The sequence below is a fragment of the Acinetobacter sp. ABJ-A23_2 genome (assembly GCF_044538765.1).
GTDB classification, from domain to species: Bacteria; Pseudomonadota; Gammaproteobacteria; order Pseudomonadales; family Moraxellaceae; genus Acinetobacter; species Acinetobacter nosocomialis_A.
The window spans coordinates 24,852-45,664 of record NZ_JBIUCP010000021.1 but is presented as its reverse complement, the minus strand read 5'-3'; the positions used below and the strand labels follow the sequence as shown (position 1 = coordinate 45,664).

Genomic DNA, 20,813 nt, shown 5'->3' with positions numbered 1-20,813 from the left:
TAAAATGATTGAGCATTAAAACACATCAATCATTAAATTTTTATGACAAAATTAAATTTCAGATAAAAGCATTTTTTATTACTGATACGTTAACCAACTGTTTAATTCGACCAGATCTTTTTCACCTAACTGGCCTACAGCAGCTTTTAAACGCAGTACATTTAATAAATAGTCATACTGAGCATTAAGATAATCCTGTTTTGCTGAAAAAGCATTACGCTGCGCCAACAAAACATCGACCATACTTTTTAAGCCTTCGTTATAACTTGCTTTTGAAGCTTGAGAAACAAGTGCTGATGAGTCCATTGCCGCCTTTCTTGCTTCAAGTTTTGCTCGATCAGTATCTACCTGCATAAAAGCACTTTTTACATCAACATTGGCACGGCGAATGGCTGCATCGAGTTGGGCTTGTGCTTTATTTAACTCTACACTGGCTTTTTTAATAGAGGTTCGGGTCTGTCCTCCATTAAATAAATTCCAATTCATCTCTACCCCTACCTGGTCAAACTTCCCGTCAGTCGAAATAAGAGTTTCTGGGGTTTGTTTGGTATAACCATAACTCGCAACTGCGTCTATCTGTGGATAAAGTGCAGCTTTTTCCACACGACGTTGATCTTCAGCATATCGTCGTTGTAAACGTGCTTGCTGAATCTTTAAATTTTGCTGTTGGGCTAAACTTAACCAATCATCAAGCTGGGCTGGATAAGGTTTTTGAAAAGTAAAATCACTTCGCAGTACGGCAAGCTTATCCTGATAAGGGCCAATATATTCAGATAGTTGCTCTTGAGCTAATAAAATCTGTACATTGGTCGCAATACGGTTGGCTCTGGCACTTTGATATTGGGCATTTGCTTCACTGACATCGCTACGCGCTACCAAACCTTCTTTAAGCTTGGCATTCATCATATTGAGCTGTTCAAGCAAAGCTTTTTCTTCTTGTAAATATGCAGCAGTAAGTGCTTGCTGACGAAGTACATTAAAATAAGCTTCGGCCACGTTTAAAACATGATCTTGTTTTTGCAGTCTTAAAGTGATTTCACTGAGTGCAACTGAGGTTTTAACCTGCTTATAACCTTCCCATGCATCCATACGAAAAAGAGGCTGACGAGCAGATAAAGTTGCTTGTTTGGTGGTCGAGGTATTACTCACCAAAGCATCTGACAACCCTTCTTGATCAACACCCGGAAAATTCGAACGTTTTACGGTTTGGCTATTACGATTAATTTTTCCAGACAAGGTAACTGTAGGTAATAAAGCACCCGTTGCTAAGCCTAAATTGAGCTGATCTGCTTCAAATTGTTGTTGATTCGCTTGCCATATCGGATCATTTTGTTTCGCGCGCTCATAAGTTTCAACTAAATCTAGAGCAAAACTTGACGAGGTAAAACTCCATAAACCCGCCACAAGCATTAATTTTATTTTCATTGTTTAAATCAACGATAAAACTTGGCTTTAAGACTAAGAAAAATTCGAATCAAACTCAAGCCATTAAAAGTTTTAGTTTTTTTAAGAGTCTCGCGATTTTGATAATATTAAAATACAAATAAAAATCAAAAACATGCCGATCCAACCCAACCATGAAACATGCTCACCCACTAACACAATCGCAAAAATCGCAGCAACTAAAGGTTCAAATAAAGTTAAGGTAGTCGCTTTGCTCGCATTGACCGTTTTTAATCCGAAGCCAAAAAGTAGATAACCCAAAAACATAGGAATTAACATCATATAGCCAGCTACAAGTAAATTGGTTGAGCTTTCTAATAACCCTCCACCTGTAACCAACAAAGTAGGAAGCAAAATAACCGCCCCGCCGCCCATAATCATGCCCATTGCAGCTTTAGAGGCAACACCCCGATCTATTAATCTTTTTGCAGCCCATGAATAAAGCGAATAAGTTGTAGCTGCGACAAGCCCAAGAAAAATACCGAAGTATTTATTCCATTGATTTGTACTATCTTGAACTGCATGACTTTCACCCATCGACAACATCGTTACGCCAAGTACACCGCAAATAAAACTTAGAAACCAGATGGCAGACAAAGCTTTGCGATCAAAGAATCGCTCTAAAATTGCTGCGATCAGTGGAGCAGAACCAATTGAAACCACAGTACCAATCGTAATGCCGGCATAATGCATTGAGGAATAAAAAGCCAAAGGGTAAATACCCACCGCCGCTACACCCAAAAGCAGTATTAAAAGATTTTCCCTTATAAATTGTCGGTTTTCACGTATCGCTCGGGATGCAACTAAAGCTTGTAAAAGACCTCCTCCACCCATCGCTGCGGCGCCAATAGCAAGTGGGCCAAGTGTCGGTGCAAATGCGGCCGCAGTACCTGTTGTTCCCCACAAAACAGAGGCAACTAAAATCGCAATTGTGCCGCCATAACTACTATTTTTAATATGGCTAATCATGTGGGCATTCTCGATCTAAAATATCTTCTGCCATTTGCTTTGCGAATAGAAGTTGACGACTGTTACCTTCTAAGCCTGCTCTTGCCATAGAGCCTTCTAAAAGAAATGAAAGCTGCGTAGCCACATAGTTAACACGCTGTGAGTCTGGTATTAATTTTTTTAAATGCTCCGCAACAATAGCCTCAACTTCTTCTTTATGTTGTCTTACCGAACTTCGACCTGAACTATTTGCGGGAAACTCTGCGGCAGCATTTAAAAGCCCACATCCTCGAAAGCCCTTCTCATAGGCAAATTCCGCATGGTCTTGATAGGCATCAAATACCGCTAAAATAGCTTCTTTAGCTGTTTTTGTTGTTGCTAAACGGTTTTGGTAAAGGTCTAGCCACTCTTGATGCCGTGCAGCAATATAGGCATCGACCAACTCACCTTTTGAAGCAAAATTATTATAAAGCGACATCTTGGCTACATCAGCTTTAGTCGTAACTGAGTTAATGCCAGTTGCAGTAATGCCATCGTTATAAAACAAAGTTGAAGCGGCATCGAGAATTTTCTGTCTTGCTGTTTTATCATTCATAGCTTTATTCAAGTAGACCGACCTACCTAATAATAAAGATTTCTAACAATGATGCAATCTTTTTCCGAGTTATAATTTGAGCAATATTCACTTTGATAAAAATATAAAGATGAAAAAAGTTCTAATGATGAGTATGTGTAGCGCACTACTTTTAGCTGGATGTAATAAAACATCAGAGCAAGATCAAGTTATATCTAAAGAACAAAAATCAACTGAGCAAAAGGCCACTCAAAAACAAGACAGTAGCTGCTTACAAATTATGGTAGCTATGCACACGATTAATCAAAACAGTAAAATAGAGGACCTAAATCAAGTTAATGAAAAACTCAAAACCTGTGTTCCATCATTAAAAAATGATGAACAACTGAAGCTGATTAATGCTTCAACCGCCATGTATCAGCGTTTTCTAAAACAAGAATATAATGAAAAAACAGCAAAAGCGTTTGAAGCTTTTGGCTATGCCATTTTAGAAAAAGAACCATTAGATGCTAAAAAAACAATGAAAACCAAGAAAAAGTTATTCGATCAGCTTAGTACTCGTGATCAATATCTGATTCAACATGAAGGCCAAGCCTATATTGAACTCCTCTACCAAGGTGAAGGTATGTTTACTTATCGCCGTCAACCGAACTATTTAGTTGATGTTTTTGCTAAAGCCCTACCCGCTGACCAAAAAGAGTTCTTAACGCGTATGGCAAAAGACAATAAAGACATTTTTTATGACGATGGTGCTTTGGCTATTTCATGGAAAGAGCTCACCGAACGTGCATTGTTTTGGGAAAAATTTATTCAAAAATATCCAAAGAGTTATTTTATTAGTGATGCAAAATTATTATTTAATGAGTACCGATATTTTATTTTCTTTGGTCTAGATAATACGCCTGTGTCCGATGAGTTTGCTCCAAACACATGGATTGATAAAGATGCGCTTCAACAAATCCGTTTCTTATCTACACAAAACCAATCTAGTTTAGCAAAACCCGCCCAACAATTTTTGAAGTTTATTGCCACTCCCGTGGATGAGCGTAATACTCAATTTAAGACAGATTTAACTGATGAAAATGGGCAAAAGAAATCAACCTATCAGATTGTGCATGAACAGCTTGAGCAGTTATTAAAATTAGAGTCACCATGGAATACTCAAAGCTACCGTGACTGCCACATGGATGCGGTTTGTATAGATACAAATTGACAATGCCAGCCAACCTAAAACATGTTAGTCTTTAAATCGCTTGACGGAGCGCGAGTAATAGCTCGCTGAGATTGTGTAAATTCCGTGTTATCGCAACACAAGTTTGATCACAAGTACCGTTGAACCTGATCAGGTTAAGACCTGCGTAGGAATCAAGCCATCTGAAAACTTACAGCCCTCAATTTATCTCTTAAAGATAAATCCGCCATCGTTTTTGGTCGTGCTTGATTCGTTGATGTTATTCATAAGGATCATGTGATGAACCAGTTAACGAATCTTTCTTCTGCTGAAATTTCAGCACAACATGAACAAGATGCAAAAGATTTAACCCGCATCTTACCCGCTTCAAAAAAAGTCTATATTGAAGGCTCTCGCCCTGATATTCAGGTTCCAATGCGGGAAATTTCTTTAACCGATACCCCTACTGGTCTTGGCGGTGAACATAACCCTCCTGTTATGGTGTATGACACTTCAGGTGTTTATACCGATCCGAATGTTCAAATCGATTTAAATAAAGGTCTACCTTCAGTTCGCCAAAAATGGATTGAAGAACGTAACGATACCGACGTACTTGCAAGTTTAACTTCAAAGTTTGGTCAAGAACGTTTAAAAGATATTCGTACCGCTGACATTCGTTTTGCTCACATTCAAAACCCGCGCCGTGCTAAAGCTGGTAAAAATGTCACGCAAATGCACTATGCCAAGCAAGGTATTATCACGCCTGAAATGGAATATATTGCGATTCGTGAAAATCAGCGCCAACGCGAAGCTGTAGATATGCGCCAGCACCCAGGTCAAAACTTTGGTGCAAAAAATTTAAAAGAAATTACGCCTGAATTTGTTCGCCAAGAAGTGGCTGAAGGCCGCGCTATTATTCCTGCCAACATTAACCACCCAGAACTTGAGCCAATGATTATTGGCCGTAATTTCTTGGTTAAGATTAATGCCAATATTGGTAACTCAGCGCTTGGCTCTTCAATTGATGAAGAAGTTGCAAAAATGACTTGGGCAACTCGTTGGGGTGCCGACACGATTATGGACTTGTCAACAGGTAAAAACATTCATGAAACACGTGAATGGATTATTCGTAACTCACCAGTTCCAATCGGTACAGTACCAATTTATCAAGCGCTTGAAAAAGTGGATGGTGTTGCAGAAGACCTAACATGGGAAATCTTTAAAGACACGCTGATTGAACAAGCTGAACAAGGCGTTGACTATTTCACGATTCACGCAGGTGTATTGCTTCGCTATGTGCCACTTACAGCAAACCGCTTAACAGGTATTGTGTCTCGTGGTGGTTCGATCATGGCGCAGTGGTGTTTAGCGCATCATGAAGAAAACTTCTTATACACTCATTTCGACGAAATTTGTGAAATCATGAAAGCCTATGACGTGTCATTTAGTTTAGGTGATGGCTTACGTCCGGGTTGTATTCAAGATGCAAATGACGAAGCGCAGTTCAGCGAACTTAAAACACTGGGTGAGCTGACTCACCGCGCATGGGAACATGATGTTCAGGTCATGATTGAAGGTCCGGGCCACGTACCAATGCACATGATTAAAGAGAACATGGACTTGCAGTTAGAAGTGTGTAAAGAAGCACCATTCTATACGCTTGGGCCTTTAACGACTGACATCGCTCCGGGTTACGACCATATCACTTCTGCTATTGGTGCAGCTATGATTGGGTGGTATGGCACAGCAATGCTTTGCTATGTGACACCTAAAGAACATTTAGGTTTGCCAAACAAGAAAGATGTGAAAGACGGAATTATTACCTACAAGATTGCAGCACATGCAGCTGATCTTGCTAAAGGCCATCCGGGTGCACAGGTACGTGATAATGCCTTGTCTAAAGCCCGTTTTGAATTCCGTTGGGACGACCAGTTCAACCTAAGTTTAGACCCAGATACAGCGCGCAGCATGCATGACGAGACTTTACCAAAAGAAGCACATAAATCTGCACACTTTTGCTCAATGTGTGGTCCGAAATTCTGTTCAATGAAAATCACTCAGAATGTCCGCGACTATGCCAACAATCTCACCAATAGCGATTCAGAGGTTGAAGAAGGCCTCAAAGCGATGAAAGAGGTTTATCAAGAGCAAGGACAAAAACTGTATCATAAAGTGTAAATATTCAAAAAAAACACTTGCCTAGCCATGATTCTCGGTTAGGATGAAATAAATAGATTTCGTCCTGATCGAATCATGAGTATTGTCGAGCGTCCAAGTTATACATCTAAAGATGTCGAAGTAACATCACGTGAATCTCTGTTCCGTGGTTTTATTCAAGTTGAAAAAATCAGCCTTCGACATCGTCTATTTAATCAAACTGAATATACTCCTGTATTGCAGCGCGAACTTGTGCATCGGCCTGAAGCGGCTGGAGTACTACTCTACAATGATCAAAAACAACAATTTGCCCTGATTGAACAGTTTCGTGTTGGTGCTTTAGACGACTCTCAATCGCCGTGGCAACTCGAAATTATCGCGGGTGTGTTAGATGGCAATGAGTCACCAGAAAGTTGCATTCGACGCGAAAGCCTTGAAGAATCAGGTTGTGAAGTTCAGGATTTAGAACATCTATTTAGTTTTTATCCATCAGCAGGCGCATGTTCAGAGCTATTTCATCTGTATGTTGCCCAAACCAATTTACCCGCTGAAGGCGGTGTTTTTGGTGTAGATGATGAGGGTGAAAATATTCAGCTGCACTTGTTTAGTTATAGTGAAATTCAAACACTACTCGACAGCGGACGTTTAAGAAATGCCCCTGTTATTATGGCATTACAATGGCTGGCTCAACACAGCAAAACGATAATAAATCCGAAGAGGTAGGACGGTGACTTTTCAAGTCTCAACACTTTCACAAAAAAATCATGTCATCATACAAATTACCGATACACATTTATTGGAGTATCCACAGCTAGAATTTGTGGGGATGAATCCTGAAGAAAGTTTCCATGCCATTATTCAACAGATATTAAAACAACATCCCGAAGCCGATGCGATTATTCATACTGGAGACCTCGCGCAAGCACCAACACCTATTACCTACAAGCGTTACATCAACTTTATGCAAACCTTGGGCCTGCCATTTTTCCAGACTCTCGGCAATCATGACAATGTTGACCACTTTCCATTGCATAACGAAAACCATCAGGAACCTGTGGTTGTCGGTTTAGGCAACTGGCGAGTGATTATGCTCAATAGCGCGGTAAAGGGAAAAGTGGATGGTCATTTGTCTTCGGAACAATTAGAAAACTTAACAAATCTACTTGAGGAATTTGCAGATCATCCAGTTTTACTGGCTTGTCATCACCATCCATTTGCAATGAAATCAAAATGGATTGATCACCATAAGCTTCAAAACTCGAATGTTCTTCTTGATACGTTAAGCCCATTTAAAAATGTAAAAGCGTTAGTTTGCGGACACGTCCATCAAGACTCTCTTAATATTTGGCAAGGCATCGAATTTTTCTCGACACCTTCCACAAGTGTACAGTTTAAGCCGTTTAGTAATGATTTTGCACTCGATCAAAATGCACCGGGTTATCGTTACATTCGTCTGAATAACGATGGTAGTTTTGAAACAAAAGTGTTTCGACTTGAAAATTTTAAAACCCGTATAAATACTGATATTTCAGGCTATTAGCCCTATTTTTTATATGCTTATATAGAATTATGACTAGTACAAACACGTTTTGAAAATATTTACGGGTCGGAATGACTATCATCTTGCAGGAAAAATCTATATGATGACGACCCGATGGAAAAATCCATCGATGGTTTTCTATAAAAACACTTGCATATCACCATATTTTTTGCGTATAGATAATACGTGTATGATGAGGAATGCCCTATTATGGCGAATGACAACCACAACCAAGTTTTGGATGAACATACAGAAGTTGTAGTAGAAGGTGATAAAGCTTCTGCAAAACGTGCACGTAAAGTGAAACCTAAAACTTCTGACGTAGGCACAACTGCAAGTTTATTTGGTATTGCACCTTATCAACCTAAGAAAAATGAAGAGTACATGTCTGAAGGACAGCTCGAGCATTTCCGACAAATTCTGCAAGCATGGAAAGCTGAATTAATGTCTGAAGTTGATCGTACTTTAAATACGATGCAAGACGAATCAACTGCATTGCCAGACGTAAATGACCGTGCTACCCAAGAAGAAGAATTTGCAATTGAATTACGTACACGTGACCGTGAGCGTAAATTAATTCGTAAAATCGAACAATCTATGGAAGCGATTAAAAACGAAGACTACGGTTTCTGTGAAACTTGTGGTATCGAAATCGGTTTACGTCGTTTAGAAGCACGTCCAACTGCAACGTTATGTATTGACTGCAAAACTTTGGCAGAAATTAAAGAGAAGCAAAATAACGGTTAATTGTGACTGTTGAGAATTCTCTAGCCGAGTACAACTCGGCTCTTGCGCAGCAGTTAAATCGCCTGCCAGAAAAGCATAGCTTTTCTCTTGCGCAGCGGCGGAACAATGTTCCGCTTAATCGCTGCTCATACTCAGGCCGGTTTGCGCCCTCGCCAACCGGCCCTTTACATTTCGGATCACTCATTACGGCTGTTGCCAGCTATTGTGATGCCAGAGCTCATCAAGGGCGATGGATAGTTCGTGTTGAGGACACCGACATTCCCCGCATCTACCCCGGTAGTGAAGACCATATACTCGCATCACTCGAAGCTTTTCAGTTCGATCCAGATGCCGAGATCATTTTTCAAAAAGACCGCCTAGACATTTATGAAAGTGTATTAGACCAACTTAAAAAAGAGGGTCTGGTTTATGCTTGTCAGTGTACCCGTAAAATGCTCGGTTCAAATGCAATCTATGCAGGTACCTGCCGTGATCTGAATCTTGATTTTCACGGTCAAGCGATTCGGGTAAAAGTACAAGATCAGCACATCTGTTTCGATGACCGCCTACAAGGACGTCATTGCTCCAATCTGCAATACGACCTTGGAGACTTTGTTCTTAAACGTCGCGACGGCATTATTAACTACCAACTTGCTGTAGTTGTAGATGATTATCTACAAGGTATTACACACGTTGTTCGCGGCGCAGACCTCTTAGATAACACCGAACGTCAAATCTGGTTAGGTCAGCTCCTCGGTTATCCTAAACTCAGCTATATGCACCTTCCACTCGCCATGAATGATCAAGGGCAAAAGCTTTCTAAACAAAATCTTGCTCAAGCACTCGATTTAACTAAAGCTCCTGAATTACTACAACAAGCCATACAAGCACTAGGCCAACCAAGCGTTGATTTAGATCAACCTAGACTGATGCTCAAGCAAGCTGTAGCGCAGTGGAATGTAGATTTAATTCCTCACGGACAAGAGCTTGGCGGAATATATTTATAAATAAAAAAAGCCCGATTCGATATCGGGCTTTTTATAACAACTGAAATGCTTTAGAAGTTTGATTCTTCTCTTTCAGGGTTCACTTCTTGAGTTGATGCATCAATCTTTAAGATCAAACTAATCATGGCTGCACACATCATTAAAGATGTACCACCATAACTAATAAATGGCAGAGTCAAACCTTTAGTTGGCATCAAACCCATATTCATGCCCGCATTTACCAAGATCTGGAGCAAGAAAATAATACTGATACCGTAAGCTAAATAACCTGCGCGAAGATAATGATGTTTCAAAGCACGGTGACCAATTTTGATACAACAAGCCAACATCAAGAAAGACAAGCCAATGACAATCGAAATACCAAAGAAGCCAAACTCTTCACCTAACACGGCCAACATAAAGTCAGTATGCGCTTCAGGTAAATAAGATAGCTTTTGAACACTATGCCCCAAACCTGTTCCAAACCATTCACCACGACCAAATGCCATGAGTGCGTTTGATAACTGATAACCCACACCTAATGGGTCTGCCCATGGGTCAGTAAATGAAATCAAACGTTGAAAACGGTAAGGCTCAAATAAGATCAAAAACACAATACCGGTGACAATCGCACCAAGCATAATCAAGAACTGTGTTGGTGGTGCACCTGCTAAAAAGAACACCCCAACCATCATCATGACAATAACGATCGTAGCACCCAAGTCAGGCTCGGCAATAATCAAACCGACCGTAATTGCCATCACACCACTTAAACGCAGTAAACCTTTCCAGTGCGTACGTACTTCTTTGGCACGACGTACCACGTAGTCTGCTGTAAAGATTGCCATCATAACCTTGGCAACCTCTGTAGGCTGCAAGGTAAAACCACCGATTTTAATCCAACGAGTAGAACCATTGACTTCCGAACCTACCGCCAAAGCAGCAAGTAACAGAACCATGGTTAATAACCACAGCGGAAAAGTATTTTTAAACCATGTATTGAGTGAGATTCGGTAGGTCAAATACGCCACTACCCCAGCAACTGCAATAGAAATTGCATGGCGGATGACATAGTGAAACGGGTTCTCATGCATATATTCTGCATAAGGCATCGAAGCAGATGCTACCATCACCGAACCGATACATAACAATGCAACGACACAGAAAATCAAGACATTACGTGGCGTCACTTCCGTTGGCCATTTCGGCAATATCCGTTCATACCAATGATTGATTTTCTGGATTGTGGTCTGAGCTAAGCCTGCCATACTACATTCCTAATCATATTTTCTTTAAACCAACGAATTGACACAGGCAACAAACTGCTGACCACGGTCATTATAACTTTTAAACATATCAAAACTTGCACACGCTGGTGATAGCAATACCACATCTTCAGCGTGTGTTTCACGTTGACACAGCTCTACAGCTTCTGTAAGCGTTGCTGCATGTAAAATTTTTGTTGCACCTTGAATGGCTTGTTCGATGACCGGAGCATCTTCACCAATTAATACCACAACTTTGGCATACTTTTCGATAGAAGAACGTAAAGGAGCAAAGTCTTGGCCCTTACCCTGTCCACCTAAAATGAGTGCAACCTTACCTTTCTTCACTTCAATCGCAGCACCTAAACCATCAATTGCTGCAAGGGTCGCACCCACATTGGTTCCTTTAGAGTCATTGTAATAACGTACATCATGCACGGTCTTTACATACTCACAGCGATGCTCTAAACCTTTAAAGTGTTTTAAAGTTTCAAGCATAGAGTCCATAGGTAAACCAATTGCTTCACCTAATGCTAAACACGCTAAAGCATTGGCTACGTTATGCATACCTTGAATATATAAGTCTGAGCTTTTAATTAAACGCTGCAAGCCACGAGCAAGCCAAAGTGTACCGTCAGCATCTCTTAAAACGCCGTACTGATTTAAGTCAGGTGCATTTAGACCAAAGCTTTGCATTGGAGTTGTATCAGGTACTAGAGGACGGCTCAAAGCATCATCACGGTTAAATACAACTTTCTTAGCACCTTGGAAAATACGGTGTTTTGCTTGGTGATAACCTAACATGTTGCCATGACGATCCAAGTGATCTTCACTCATGTTCAATACCACAGCCACCTCAGCATTTAAGTGAGATGTGGTTTCTAACTGGAAACTTGATAACTCAAGTACCAATAACTCTGGTTGATCTTTTAATAAATCTAGAGCTGGGCGACCAAGATTGCCACCAACGGCAACTTTCTTACCTGCATCTTTAGCCATTAAGCCCATTAAAGTAGTAACCGTACTCTTCGCATTAGAGCCTGTAATCGCAACAATCGGCACATCAGTTGCACGGCGAAGTAGCTGAATATCACCCACCACAGAAATCCCTTGAGCAATGGCAGCCTGAATTTCTGGTAATTGTGGGGCAAGGCCCGGGCTTAAAATAATTTCTTCTGCTTGTAGTAATAATTCTTGGTCGAGTTGACCAAAACTGGTCTTCACATCTGCAGGAATTTGATCATGTCCAGGAGGTGTGGGGCGGGAATCCGTTACTGCAACTTGGTAGCCTTGTTCATGCAGGAAATTTACAGCAGAAACACCTGATATACCCAAGCCTGCTACAACTTTTAACCCACCACGTTGTATTAACATTTTTGCCCCACAATTTATCAATCGACAGAATGGCAAAAATGTTAGCACTTTGCTGTTTTGAATACTTTTTCAGTTTGACTTTTATTCTACTTTTTTTGTGTCAGTGCGTAAAAAAGCCATCATTCGATGGCTTTTTATACAGAAAAATTAACGCCACTTCACCGTTTGTACCGGAGCGGACTTTTGTGCAGGAGTATCATCAGCAGAACAACCACAATTACCGCCACAACCAGCAGCCTGTTTAGGCTTCAGCCATGTCGCCAAACGCTGCCAGCCCAACCGTTGACACTGGGTTGATAGGGCAAGAAATACTGAAGCGGATGTTTGAGGAAATACCTTTTTAAAGACAACAATGGCACTCCACAACACCAATACAGCAACAATAAGGTAATCAAACATAAGCGCCTCCTATTAACCCCAAATGCGTGATGCAATTTGGTAAGTTAAAAATGACATGAGATAAGCCAAACCAAATAGATAAGCTGTCATGACTGCCACATGTTTCCATGAACCTGTTTCACGGCGTACCGTTGCCAAAGTTGCTAAACAATGTGGTGCATAAACAAACCAGACCAATAAAGACAAGCCTGTAGCCAGTGACCAGCCTGTGCCATTTGCACTAATCAAATGGGCAAGCCCTTGTGCAACAGCATTATCATCAGCACCAGACAACGCATATACCGTACCTAATGCTGCGACCACAACTTCACGAGCAGCCATCGCAGGAATTAAAGCCACCACGATTTGCCAGTTAAAGCCAAGCGGTGCAAATAAAGGCTGAATCAAGTGTCCCGCCATACCCGCAAAGCTATAATCAATTGCCGGTAGCGTTGCACCTTCTGGTGCTTGAGGGAAAGTACACAAGAACCAAAGAATAATGGTTAATGCAACAATAATCCCACCAACACGACGTAAGAAAATCTTTGCGCGTTCCATCAACCCAATAGCAATACTTTTTGGGTCAGGAAAACGATAACTTGGTAACTCCATTAACAAGGCATGTTGTGATTTGTCTTTACGCAAGAACTTCATCACAAAGGCAACACAAAGCGCACTTAAGATACCCGCCATGTATAAACCAAACAGCACCAAACCTTGTAAGTTGAAAATCCCTAGAACAGTTTGACTTGGAATAAATGCACCGATTAACAAGGCATAGACAGGCAAACGTGCCGAACATGTCATGAGAGGTGCAACCATGATCGTGGTAAAACGGTCACGTGAATCACTAATACTTCGGGTTGCCATAATGCCGGGAATCGCACAGGCAAAACTCGACAATAATGGAATAAAAGAACGGCCACTCAAGCCAGCTTTAAACATTAATTTATCGAGCAAGAACGCAGCACGCGGTAAATAACCTGATTCTTCGAGCACCAAAATAAAGAAGAAAAGAATCAAAATTTGTGGCAAGAATGCCAACACTGTACCCGCTCCCGCCAGAACACCATCTACCACTAAACTACGTAGCACAGGCTGATGAATAGCTCCATTTAACCATTCACCTAACCATGGAATTACGCCATCTTCAATTGCAGCTTTAAAAGGTTCCGCCCAAGCGAATACCGCCTGAAAGACAATAAACATCATCACTGCCAAGCTGAGTAAACCCAACACAGGATGTAAGAAAATTCGATCTAGAAAATCAGTACGCTTATCATCATGATCAACAAAATTGACCACATCTTTAAAAATCATTTCGATTTTCTGATGATGTCCACCACTTAAACCACTCAGTTCAGTATGCGGTACGGTATATTTCTCTTGGTCAAGTGCATGCAATAAGTTTTCAATGCCTGAGTTACGTACGGCAACTGTTTCAACAACAGGGACACCTAAACGCTCAGAGAGTTTCTGTGTATTAATCTGGATACCACGACGACGCGCTTCATCCATCATGTTCAACACAACCAGAATTGGGCGACCTAATTCAATAATTTCAAGCACCAAACCCAAGTGCAGTTTTAAGTTGGTCGCATCGACAATACATAAAAAAGCATCTTGCTGCCCTTCTTCGGCAATTTTGCCTTGACAGACATCACGGGTAATTTCTTCATCTGGACTGGTTGCCTGCAAACTATAGGTACCTGGTAAATCCAGTACACGAACTGCACGACCTGAAGGTAACTGAAAGTTACCGACTTTACGCTCTACAGTTACGCCCGCATAGTTAGCAACTTTTTGTCTTGTTCCAGTTAAATGGTTAAACAGAGAAGTTTTACCGCAGTTTGGGTTTCCCACAAGGGCAATACGTAGCGCATCACTCATGCGGGTACTCCTTCTAACTGAATCTCGATTTTTTCCGCTTCCGCCTTACGTAAAGCGAAACGAGTAAAGCCAATTTGGATTAAGATCGGATCACCACCAAAAATACCCTTGGTAATCACTTCCACTCGAGTACCTGGTACAAAGCCCAAGCTTTCCAAACGAATTGCGACCAAATCTTGCTGCTCGGACGTTTGTGTCATCCGATCTACTTTGGTGATGGTAGCCGCTTGCTTCACTTTCAACGCTGATAAACGCACCGCATCCGATCCTAAACCTTTTCTTCTAGTATACATATAAATGAGAATAATTACCAAATAAGGTTAGATTTCAATTCTCACCTACTTTAATCGACAAATCTTAAAGTTTCTTTTAAAGTACAGTGGTTTAGAGGATATTGTTTATGATAAATAAAAAACCGCGTATTCCAAGCCCTGTTCAAATTCCTGGACATTTGAGCTTTTTACAAGGTTTTCGTGACTATTTGGTTGCTCAAACAGTAAGTCCACATACTCGTAATGCTTATTTATCTGACCTGATTCAATGTGCTGAACTTCATAAAAAAAATAGCTTGCCGAAATGGTCGAGTGATGACATTTCTGATGTCTTAATTGAACTTACCAAAATAGGAAAAAGTCCACGCTCAATCGCACGCTGCTTATCTGCCCTACGCCAGTTTTACAAATTTTTACGTGAACAAAAATTACGAAGTGATAACCCAGTAGCGACACATCACTCACCCAAAATTGGCCGAGCTTTACCCAAAGATTTATCAGAAGAAGACGTCGAAGCACTTATTCAAGCACCTGACATTACAACAGCTTTGGGGTTACGTGACCGAGCGATGTTTGAAGTACTTTATGCATGTGGTTTACGCGTTTCTGAGCTAATCAACCTACGTTTGGAGCTGATCAATTTAAAACAAGGTTATTTACGTATTACCGGTAAAGGCAATAAAGAACGTTTGGTGCCTTTAGGACAATATGCCTGTGACTGGGTAGAGCGCTACTTGCAGGATGCTCGGCCTCAACTCTATAAAAGCTCTACTGACTATCTCTTTTTAACCCAACATGGCGGAATTATGAGTCGTCAGAACTTTTGGTATGCGATTAAACGTTATGCCTTACAAGCCAATATTCAGGCTGAGCTGTCGCCTCATACCTTACGTCATGCCTTTGCAACACATCTACTTAATCATGGCGCCGATTTACGCGTAGTACAAATGTTACTGGGTCATAGTGACTTATCTACTACCCAAATCTATACCCATGTAGCACAAGTCAGAATGCAACAATTACATGAAAAACATCACCCTAGAGGTTAAAATTTTTTAAACGAATTATTTGAAATTCAGCGAACAATCGTTTGATTTCGTTCACAAAGGTTAAGAAAGTTTTAACAATACATACTAGATTTTTTGTTATGCTTAGCAGCTTCTGACTATAAATACTGATGAAATAAGGGTTATCTATGTCCTTTACCCGATCTCAAATTTTTCTTGCCTGTGCTTTGGCTTCTAGCTTGTTGTTCAGTGCTTGTTCTAAAGAAAACAAACCACAAAAAGAAGATGCGCTCACAGCGACCGCACCTGCTACTGGGGAAGCTTCAACTATTATTGAACGTAATGCTAAACAGCGTTTAATTGAAACTTTGCAAAAACAATTTAAGAATGCAAATATCAACGCCAAAATTTTAGACATTAAGCCTACTGAAGTTCCTAATTTATATTGGGTAAATCTCGAAGGCATGACGTCGATTTATACAACTAGTGATGGTAAATACCTTATTCAAGGTGATGTCATCCGTTTAGGCGGTAAAGAGCTACATAATATTGGCGATAACCTGCAAGCTTCAGAAAATAAAAAGCACCTTGCTGCTTTAAAAAATGAAGATTTGATTGTTTACCCAGCCAAGGGTGGTAAGGCTAAACATGTAATTTATGTATTTACCGATGCAAGCTGTCCTTATTGCCATAAACTACATGAGCACATACCTGAAATTAATGAAAAGGGTATTGAGGTTCGTTACATTGCTTGGCCACGTGGTGAGCAATTCATGCCAACCATGGAAGCCGTTTGGTGTAGTGCAGACCGTAAAGCTGCATTTAACCAAGCTGTACAAGGCGTTAGTATTCCACCTGCGCAATGTAAAAACCCTGTTCGCGAACAATATCAACTTGGTTTAAACATGGGCGTAAATGGTACTCCTGCAATCTATAATGTTGATGGCGAGTACTTGGGTGGCTACTTAACACCAGATGAATTGGTTAAAAAACTGGATAAATAACATCCATCAAGCTGATGAAGGATTAATTAGCTATCTCTTCAACAAAGCGCTGCTCTTATTGCAGCGCTTTGTTTTTCCAATAATTAATACTTTTTCTATCAGTGTTTAAAGACTGATCTACTCTGCTTTTCCGAACATCGCACTCTAATTGATTGAACAGGCACGAAAAGCGCTAGAGTCTGGCGTTTTTTTTAGCTATGATCTAGCTTCAACTAAATGATTAAATGATGATATGGAGTGTGACGTGAAACCAGTTCGCCTGGCAATACTCGGTTTAGGAACCGTAGGTGGAGGAGCCCTTAAACTACTACAAGAAAATGCCGCTGAAATTAAACGTCGCACCGGTCGAGAAATTCAAATTACCCACGTTGGAACACGCCGCCCTCGTCCAGATCTTGAATTAGAAGGGATTAAACAAAGCGCAGACTTACTTGATATCGTTCGTCAACCAGACGTTGATGTGGTTGTAGAAGTGATGGGTGGTATTCACCCTGCTTACGAAGTCATCATGGAAGCGATCAAACACGGTAAGCAAGTTGTTACTGCAAACAAAGCCTTACTCGCTGAACATGGCAATGAACTATTTAAAGCAGCTGAAGACAATGCTGTGCAAATTGCTTATGAAGCAGCAGTAGCTGGCGGTATTCCAATTATTAAAGTGATCCGTGAAGGCCTTGCTGCAAACCATATCGAGTGGCTTGCAGGCATTATCAATGGTACAGGTAACTTTATTCTCACTGAAATGCGTGAGAAAGGTCGTGCATTTGATGATGTATTAAAAGAAGCTCAAGAACTCGGTTATGCAGAAGCAGACCCAACTTTTGACGTTGAAGGTATTGATGCTGCACACAAGCTTACAATTTTAGCGTCTTGTGCTTTTGGTATTCCTCTTCAATTCGATAAGGTTTATACCGAAGGTATCAGCAAAATCACTGCACAAGATGTGAAGTATGCCGAAGAGCTTGGTTTCCGCATTAAACATTTAGGTATTGCCCGTCGTGCTGAACATGGCATTGAATTACGTGTTCATCCAACACTTATTCCAGATGAGCAACTTATTGCTAACGTAAACGGTGTTAAAAATGCTGTTTTAGTTCAGGCAAATGCAGTTGGTCCAACGCTGTACTACGGCGCTGGTGCTGGTGCAGGCCCAACAGCTTCTGCGGTTGTTGCCGATGTGATTGATATTGTTCGTGACATCTCTTATACAGAAGATGGCGCAGGTACAATTCCTCAACTTGCTTTTGAAGCATTAACGAATATGCCAATTTTAAGCCGTGAAGAAATGACCACAGGTTATTACATCCGCTTAAATGCTGAAGATCAGACTGGTGTACTTGCAGATGTAACGACCATCTTAAGCCGTGCTGGAATCAGTATTGATGCCATCATGCAACAATCACGCTTAAAAGACCTCATTCCAATCGTAATTTTGACCGATCCAATCGTTGAATCAAAAATGGATGATGCTCTTGCGCAAATCCAAGCATTACCTGCTATTCGTGGCGAAATCGTAAGAATTCGTTTAGAATCGCTCGATAGTTAATCAGGTTGAGGGAAAGATTCCCTCTCCCGCTTCACCTCTAATTGGAACACCATCATGTCTAATGCCAATCGTTATACTGGTCTTGTAGATCGTTATCGTGACCGTTTGCCAGTTTCGGCAACTACTCGTGCTATCTCTTTGGGTGAGGGCAACACCCCACTCATTAAACTTGAGAATATTCCACGTATTATTGGCAAAGATGTTGAAATTTATGTGAAATATGAGGGCTTAAACCCGACTGGTTCATTTAAAGACCGTGGTATGACCATGGCTGTAACCAAAGCGGTTGAAGAAGGCTCTAAAGCGATTATCTGTGCATCTACTGGTAACACGTCTGCTGCTGCTGCTGCATACGCTGCTCGCGCTGGTATCAAAGCATTTGTTTTGATTCCAGAAGGCAAAATTGCGATGGGTAAGATGGCTCAAGCCATGATGTATGGTGCGATCACTATGCAAATCCGTGGTAACTTCGATGATGGTATGCGTCTAGTAAAAGAAGTGGCTGATCAAGCACCTGTAACGATTGTAAACTCAATCAACCCTTACCGTTTGCAAGGTCAAAAAACCATTGCTTATGAAATCGTTGAAGCTTTGGGCCGCGCACCTGATTATCACTGCTTGCCAGTAGGTAACGCAGGTAACATCACCGCTCACTGGATGGGTTATACAGAAGCTGTAGCAAACCAACCTGCTGATCAGTTCGAACAAGTTGTTTACGATGCTGCGACCGATCAATTCACTGGTCCTAAACCAGAAGGCTTACCAACAATGGTAGGTTACCAAGCTTCTGGCGCAGCTCCATTCTTACGTGGTGCTCCAGTTGAAAGCCCTGAAACAGTTGCAACTGCAATCCGTATTGGTAACCCACAAAGCTGGAACCATGCAAAAGCTGTAGTACGTGACTCTAAAGGCTGGTTTGATGAACTTCAAGACAGCGAAATTTTAGAAGCTCAACGCTTACTTTCTATGTATGAAGGTGTATTTGTTGAGCCAGCGTCTGCTGCTTCTATAGGCGGCGCGATCCGTGACATTAAAGCCGGTAAGATTGCTGAAGGTTCTGTCATCGTATGTACAGTAACTGGTAATGGCTTGAAAGATCCTGATACTGCAATTAAACAATGTGCTGATGCAGTGATGTTGTCAATTGATGCAACAATGGACCAAGTTAAAGATTCGATTTTATCTAATATGTAAGATCTGAGTTTTTATAAAAAACGGCTGTTTAATACAGCCGTTTTTTTATGCTTTTTTAAATGCCATAAAAAACGCTTCTTAGTAGAAGCGTTTTTAAGATATTGAACTTAAATACGTTTTGGCAAATTACTCAACCAACCTAATAAGTTAGTTGCATCGTTATTACGTGCCTGTGTACTTGGCTCACCAAGCAATACAATCACTGCTGGACGTGAGTTTACAGTCGTGTGCATCACAACACAGCGGCCTGCTTCATTAATATAACCAGTCTTAGATAAGTTGATATTCCAACCACCATTACGGACTAAGGCATTGGTGTTGTTAGATTTCAACACGCGATAACCCAAGTTAAAATCATAAGTCGGTGTTGTCGAGAATTGACGGATCAAACCATACTGAGATGCTGTACTCGCCAAAATCCCCAAGTCACGCGCAGAAGAGACATTGCGTGGGTCTAAACCAGTTGATTCATAATAATGAGTTGCACTCATACCCAAAGAACGTGCTTTCGCATTCATCGCTGCTACGAATGCAGGACGACCGCCCGGATAAGTACGCGCTAAAGCTGCTGCTGCCGGGTTTTCAGACTTCATTAAAGCAAACAGAAGAACTTCTGCACGGTTCATCTTGTCGCCAACACGTAAGGTTGAGCTTGAGTTTTTACCATTTGCACCAGCAAAATCGATTTGCTCAAGTGTAATTTCTTCTGACATGTTTAAACGCGCATCTGCCGTTACAACTGCTGTCATTAATTTGGTAATAGACGCAATCGGTACCGATGCGTTGGTATTTTTACTATAAAGAACCTCACCTGTTTGTGCATCCATCACAAGTGCAGCACGTGCGCTGACACTCGGCTGGGCGTTATAACCCCCAGTATCACGGATTGGAGCAACTCTAGGTGTAGAGCTAATAACTTTTGGCGCATTACCGCCACGCAAAGTTGTAGTTACGGAAGTTGAACCTTGCGGCGTTGGCTCATCATCTTCATCATTTAAAAGTTGACTAGCATCCGCTGCTGACCAATTTAAACTTGCAGTACCAGTACTCCCTGAGGACGGGTTATTGACGAGTTCTGCAAAGCTTGTTGAACTCAAACTAAGCAAAATAGACATGCTTAGCACATGCATTAAAGACTTTTTAGAATTTTTCACGGCACAATACTCGACTCAGGGTGACACACATTTGCGCTTACTATCATTATGCCTTACATTTGGGATATAAGGTATAAAGCTTTACCGACACAATTGTGCACAACTATTCGCTCACTATAGAAGAATAGGATTGCTAATTTTGTCATTCCATTGCAAGCTTATTTTGCTTTATGTAACAAAAAAC

At 41.1% G+C, this 20,813-nt stretch carries 19 protein-coding genes and 1 riboswitch; of the genes, 10 read left to right on the top strand and 9 right to left on the bottom strand.

Annotated features, from left to right (window positions below; genetic code table 11):
• Window positions 1-78: 78 nt before the first annotated feature.
• From ACH63V_RS09285 to ACH63V_RS09275, 3 genes are all read right to left on the bottom strand, one after another.
• On the bottom strand, window positions 79-1,410 hold the full coding sequence (locus ACH63V_RS09285; RefSeq protein ID WP_396463340.1) for a TolC family outer membrane protein: 1,332 nt from the start codon (window positions 1,408-1,410) through the stop codon (window positions 79-81).
• Between the two features lie 96 nt (window positions 1,411-1,506).
• Complete coding sequence (locus ACH63V_RS09280; protein ID WP_396463328.1) at window positions 1,507-2,412, bottom strand: DMT family transporter; 906 nt, start codon at window positions 2,410-2,412, stop codon at window positions 1,507-1,509.
• A complete protein-coding gene (locus tag ACH63V_RS09275) occupies window positions 2,405-2,986 on the bottom strand; it encodes a TetR/AcrR family transcriptional regulator (protein WP_263612753.1) in 582 nt (193 codons plus the stop codon). Before ACH63V_RS09275 ends, ACH63V_RS09280 begins: the two co-directional genes overlap by 8 nt.
• Window positions 2,987-3,095: 109 nt before the next feature.
• On the opposite strand from ACH63V_RS09275, the gene ACH63V_RS09270 reads away from it, so the two are divergent.
• From ACH63V_RS09270 to gluQRS, 6 genes are all read left to right on the top strand, one after another.
• Window positions 3,096-4,178, top strand: a complete 1,083-nt coding sequence (locus ACH63V_RS09270; protein ID WP_396463327.1) for a hypothetical protein — start codon at window positions 3,096-3,098, stop codon at window positions 4,176-4,178.
• A gap of 34 nt (window positions 4,179-4,212) precedes the next feature.
• Window positions 4,213-4,347: riboswitch (TPP riboswitch) on the top strand.
• Window positions 4,348-4,436: 89 nt separating this feature from the next.
• Window positions 4,437-6,314, top strand: a complete 1,878-nt coding sequence (thiC, locus tag ACH63V_RS09265; RefSeq protein WP_396463326.1) for a phosphomethylpyrimidine synthase ThiC — start codon at window positions 4,437-4,439, stop codon at window positions 6,312-6,314.
• Between the two features lie 75 nt (window positions 6,315-6,389).
• Window positions 6,390-7,016 carry an NUDIX domain-containing protein gene (locus ACH63V_RS09260; protein ID WP_396463325.1) on the top strand — a complete coding sequence of 209 codons (627 nt, stop codon included), beginning with the start codon at window positions 6,390-6,392 and terminating at the stop codon, window positions 7,014-7,016.
• Between the two features lie 4 nt (window positions 7,017-7,020).
• Window positions 7,021-7,833, top strand: a complete 813-nt coding sequence (gene cpdA, locus ACH63V_RS09255; protein WP_396463324.1) for a 3',5'-cyclic-AMP phosphodiesterase — start codon at window positions 7,021-7,023, stop codon at window positions 7,831-7,833.
• 210 nt (window positions 7,834-8,043) lie between these two features.
• Window positions 8,044-8,580: an RNA polymerase-binding protein DksA gene (dksA, locus tag ACH63V_RS09250; RefSeq protein ID WP_263612749.1), complete on the top strand. Its 537-nt coding sequence runs from the start codon at window positions 8,044-8,046 to the stop codon at window positions 8,578-8,580.
• 2 nt (window positions 8,581-8,582) lie between these two features.
• Window positions 8,583-9,566, top strand: coding sequence for a tRNA glutamyl-Q(34) synthetase GluQRS (gene gluQRS, locus ACH63V_RS09245; RefSeq protein ID WP_396463323.1), 984 nt, complete (start codon window positions 8,583-8,585; stop codon window positions 9,564-9,566).
• Between the two features lie 50 nt (window positions 9,567-9,616).
• Here gluQRS and ftsW read toward each other — a convergent pair whose 3' ends face one another.
• The 5 genes from ftsW to ACH63V_RS09220 all read right to left on the bottom strand — a co-directional run bounded on the left by ftsW (window position 9,617) and on the right by ACH63V_RS09220 (window position 14,709).
• Entirely contained in the window at window positions 9,617-10,813 is a 1,197-nt protein-coding gene (gene ftsW, locus ACH63V_RS09240) for a putative lipid II flippase FtsW (protein ID WP_191012483.1), read from the bottom strand.
• Between the two features lie 24 nt (window positions 10,814-10,837).
• Window positions 10,838-12,184 carry a UDP-N-acetylmuramoyl-L-alanine--D-glutamate ligase gene (gene murD, locus ACH63V_RS09235; RefSeq protein WP_396463322.1) on the bottom strand — a complete coding sequence of 449 codons (1,347 nt, stop codon included), beginning with the start codon at window positions 12,182-12,184 and terminating at the stop codon, window positions 10,838-10,840.
• 147 nt (window positions 12,185-12,331) lie between these two features.
• A complete protein-coding gene (locus ACH63V_RS09230) occupies window positions 12,332-12,583 on the bottom strand; it encodes a DUF6587 family protein (RefSeq protein WP_031952219.1) in 252 nt (83 codons plus the stop codon).
• 12 nt (window positions 12,584-12,595) lie between these two features.
• A complete protein-coding gene (locus ACH63V_RS09225) occupies window positions 12,596-14,452 on the bottom strand; it encodes a ferrous iron transporter B (protein WP_311086982.1) in 1,857 nt (618 codons plus the stop codon).
• Complete coding sequence (locus ACH63V_RS09220) at window positions 14,449-14,709, bottom strand: FeoA family protein (protein ID WP_002053176.1); 261 nt, start codon at window positions 14,707-14,709, stop codon at window positions 14,449-14,451. Before ACH63V_RS09220 ends, ACH63V_RS09225 begins: the two co-directional genes overlap by 4 nt.
• Before the next feature lie 143 nt (window positions 14,710-14,852).
• On the opposite strand from ACH63V_RS09220, the gene xerD reads away from it, so the two are divergent.
• From xerD to thrC, 4 genes are all read left to right on the top strand, one after another.
• A complete protein-coding gene (xerD, locus tag ACH63V_RS09215) occupies window positions 14,853-15,773 on the top strand; it encodes a site-specific tyrosine recombinase XerD (protein WP_396463321.1) in 921 nt (306 codons plus the stop codon).
• A 146-nt stretch (window positions 15,774-15,919) separates the two neighbouring features.
• Complete coding sequence (locus ACH63V_RS09210) at window positions 15,920-16,735, top strand: DsbC family protein (protein ID WP_311070214.1); 816 nt, start codon at window positions 15,920-15,922, stop codon at window positions 16,733-16,735.
• A gap of 244 nt (window positions 16,736-16,979) precedes the next feature.
• Window positions 16,980-18,281: a homoserine dehydrogenase gene (locus ACH63V_RS09205; protein WP_263612743.1), complete on the top strand. Its 1,302-nt coding sequence runs from the start codon at window positions 16,980-16,982 to the stop codon at window positions 18,279-18,281.
• 54 nt (window positions 18,282-18,335) lie between these two features.
• Complete coding sequence (thrC, locus tag ACH63V_RS09200; RefSeq protein WP_019457006.1) at window positions 18,336-19,475, top strand: threonine synthase; 1,140 nt, start codon at window positions 18,336-18,338, stop codon at window positions 19,473-19,475.
• 107 nt (window positions 19,476-19,582) lie between these two features.
• Here thrC and pbpG read toward each other — a convergent pair whose 3' ends face one another.
• Window positions 19,583-20,629, bottom strand: a complete 1,047-nt coding sequence (gene pbpG, locus ACH63V_RS09195) for a D-alanyl-D-alanine endopeptidase PBP7/8 (RefSeq protein WP_311070215.1) — start codon at window positions 20,627-20,629, stop codon at window positions 19,583-19,585.
• Window positions 20,630-20,813: the final 184 nt, after the last annotated feature.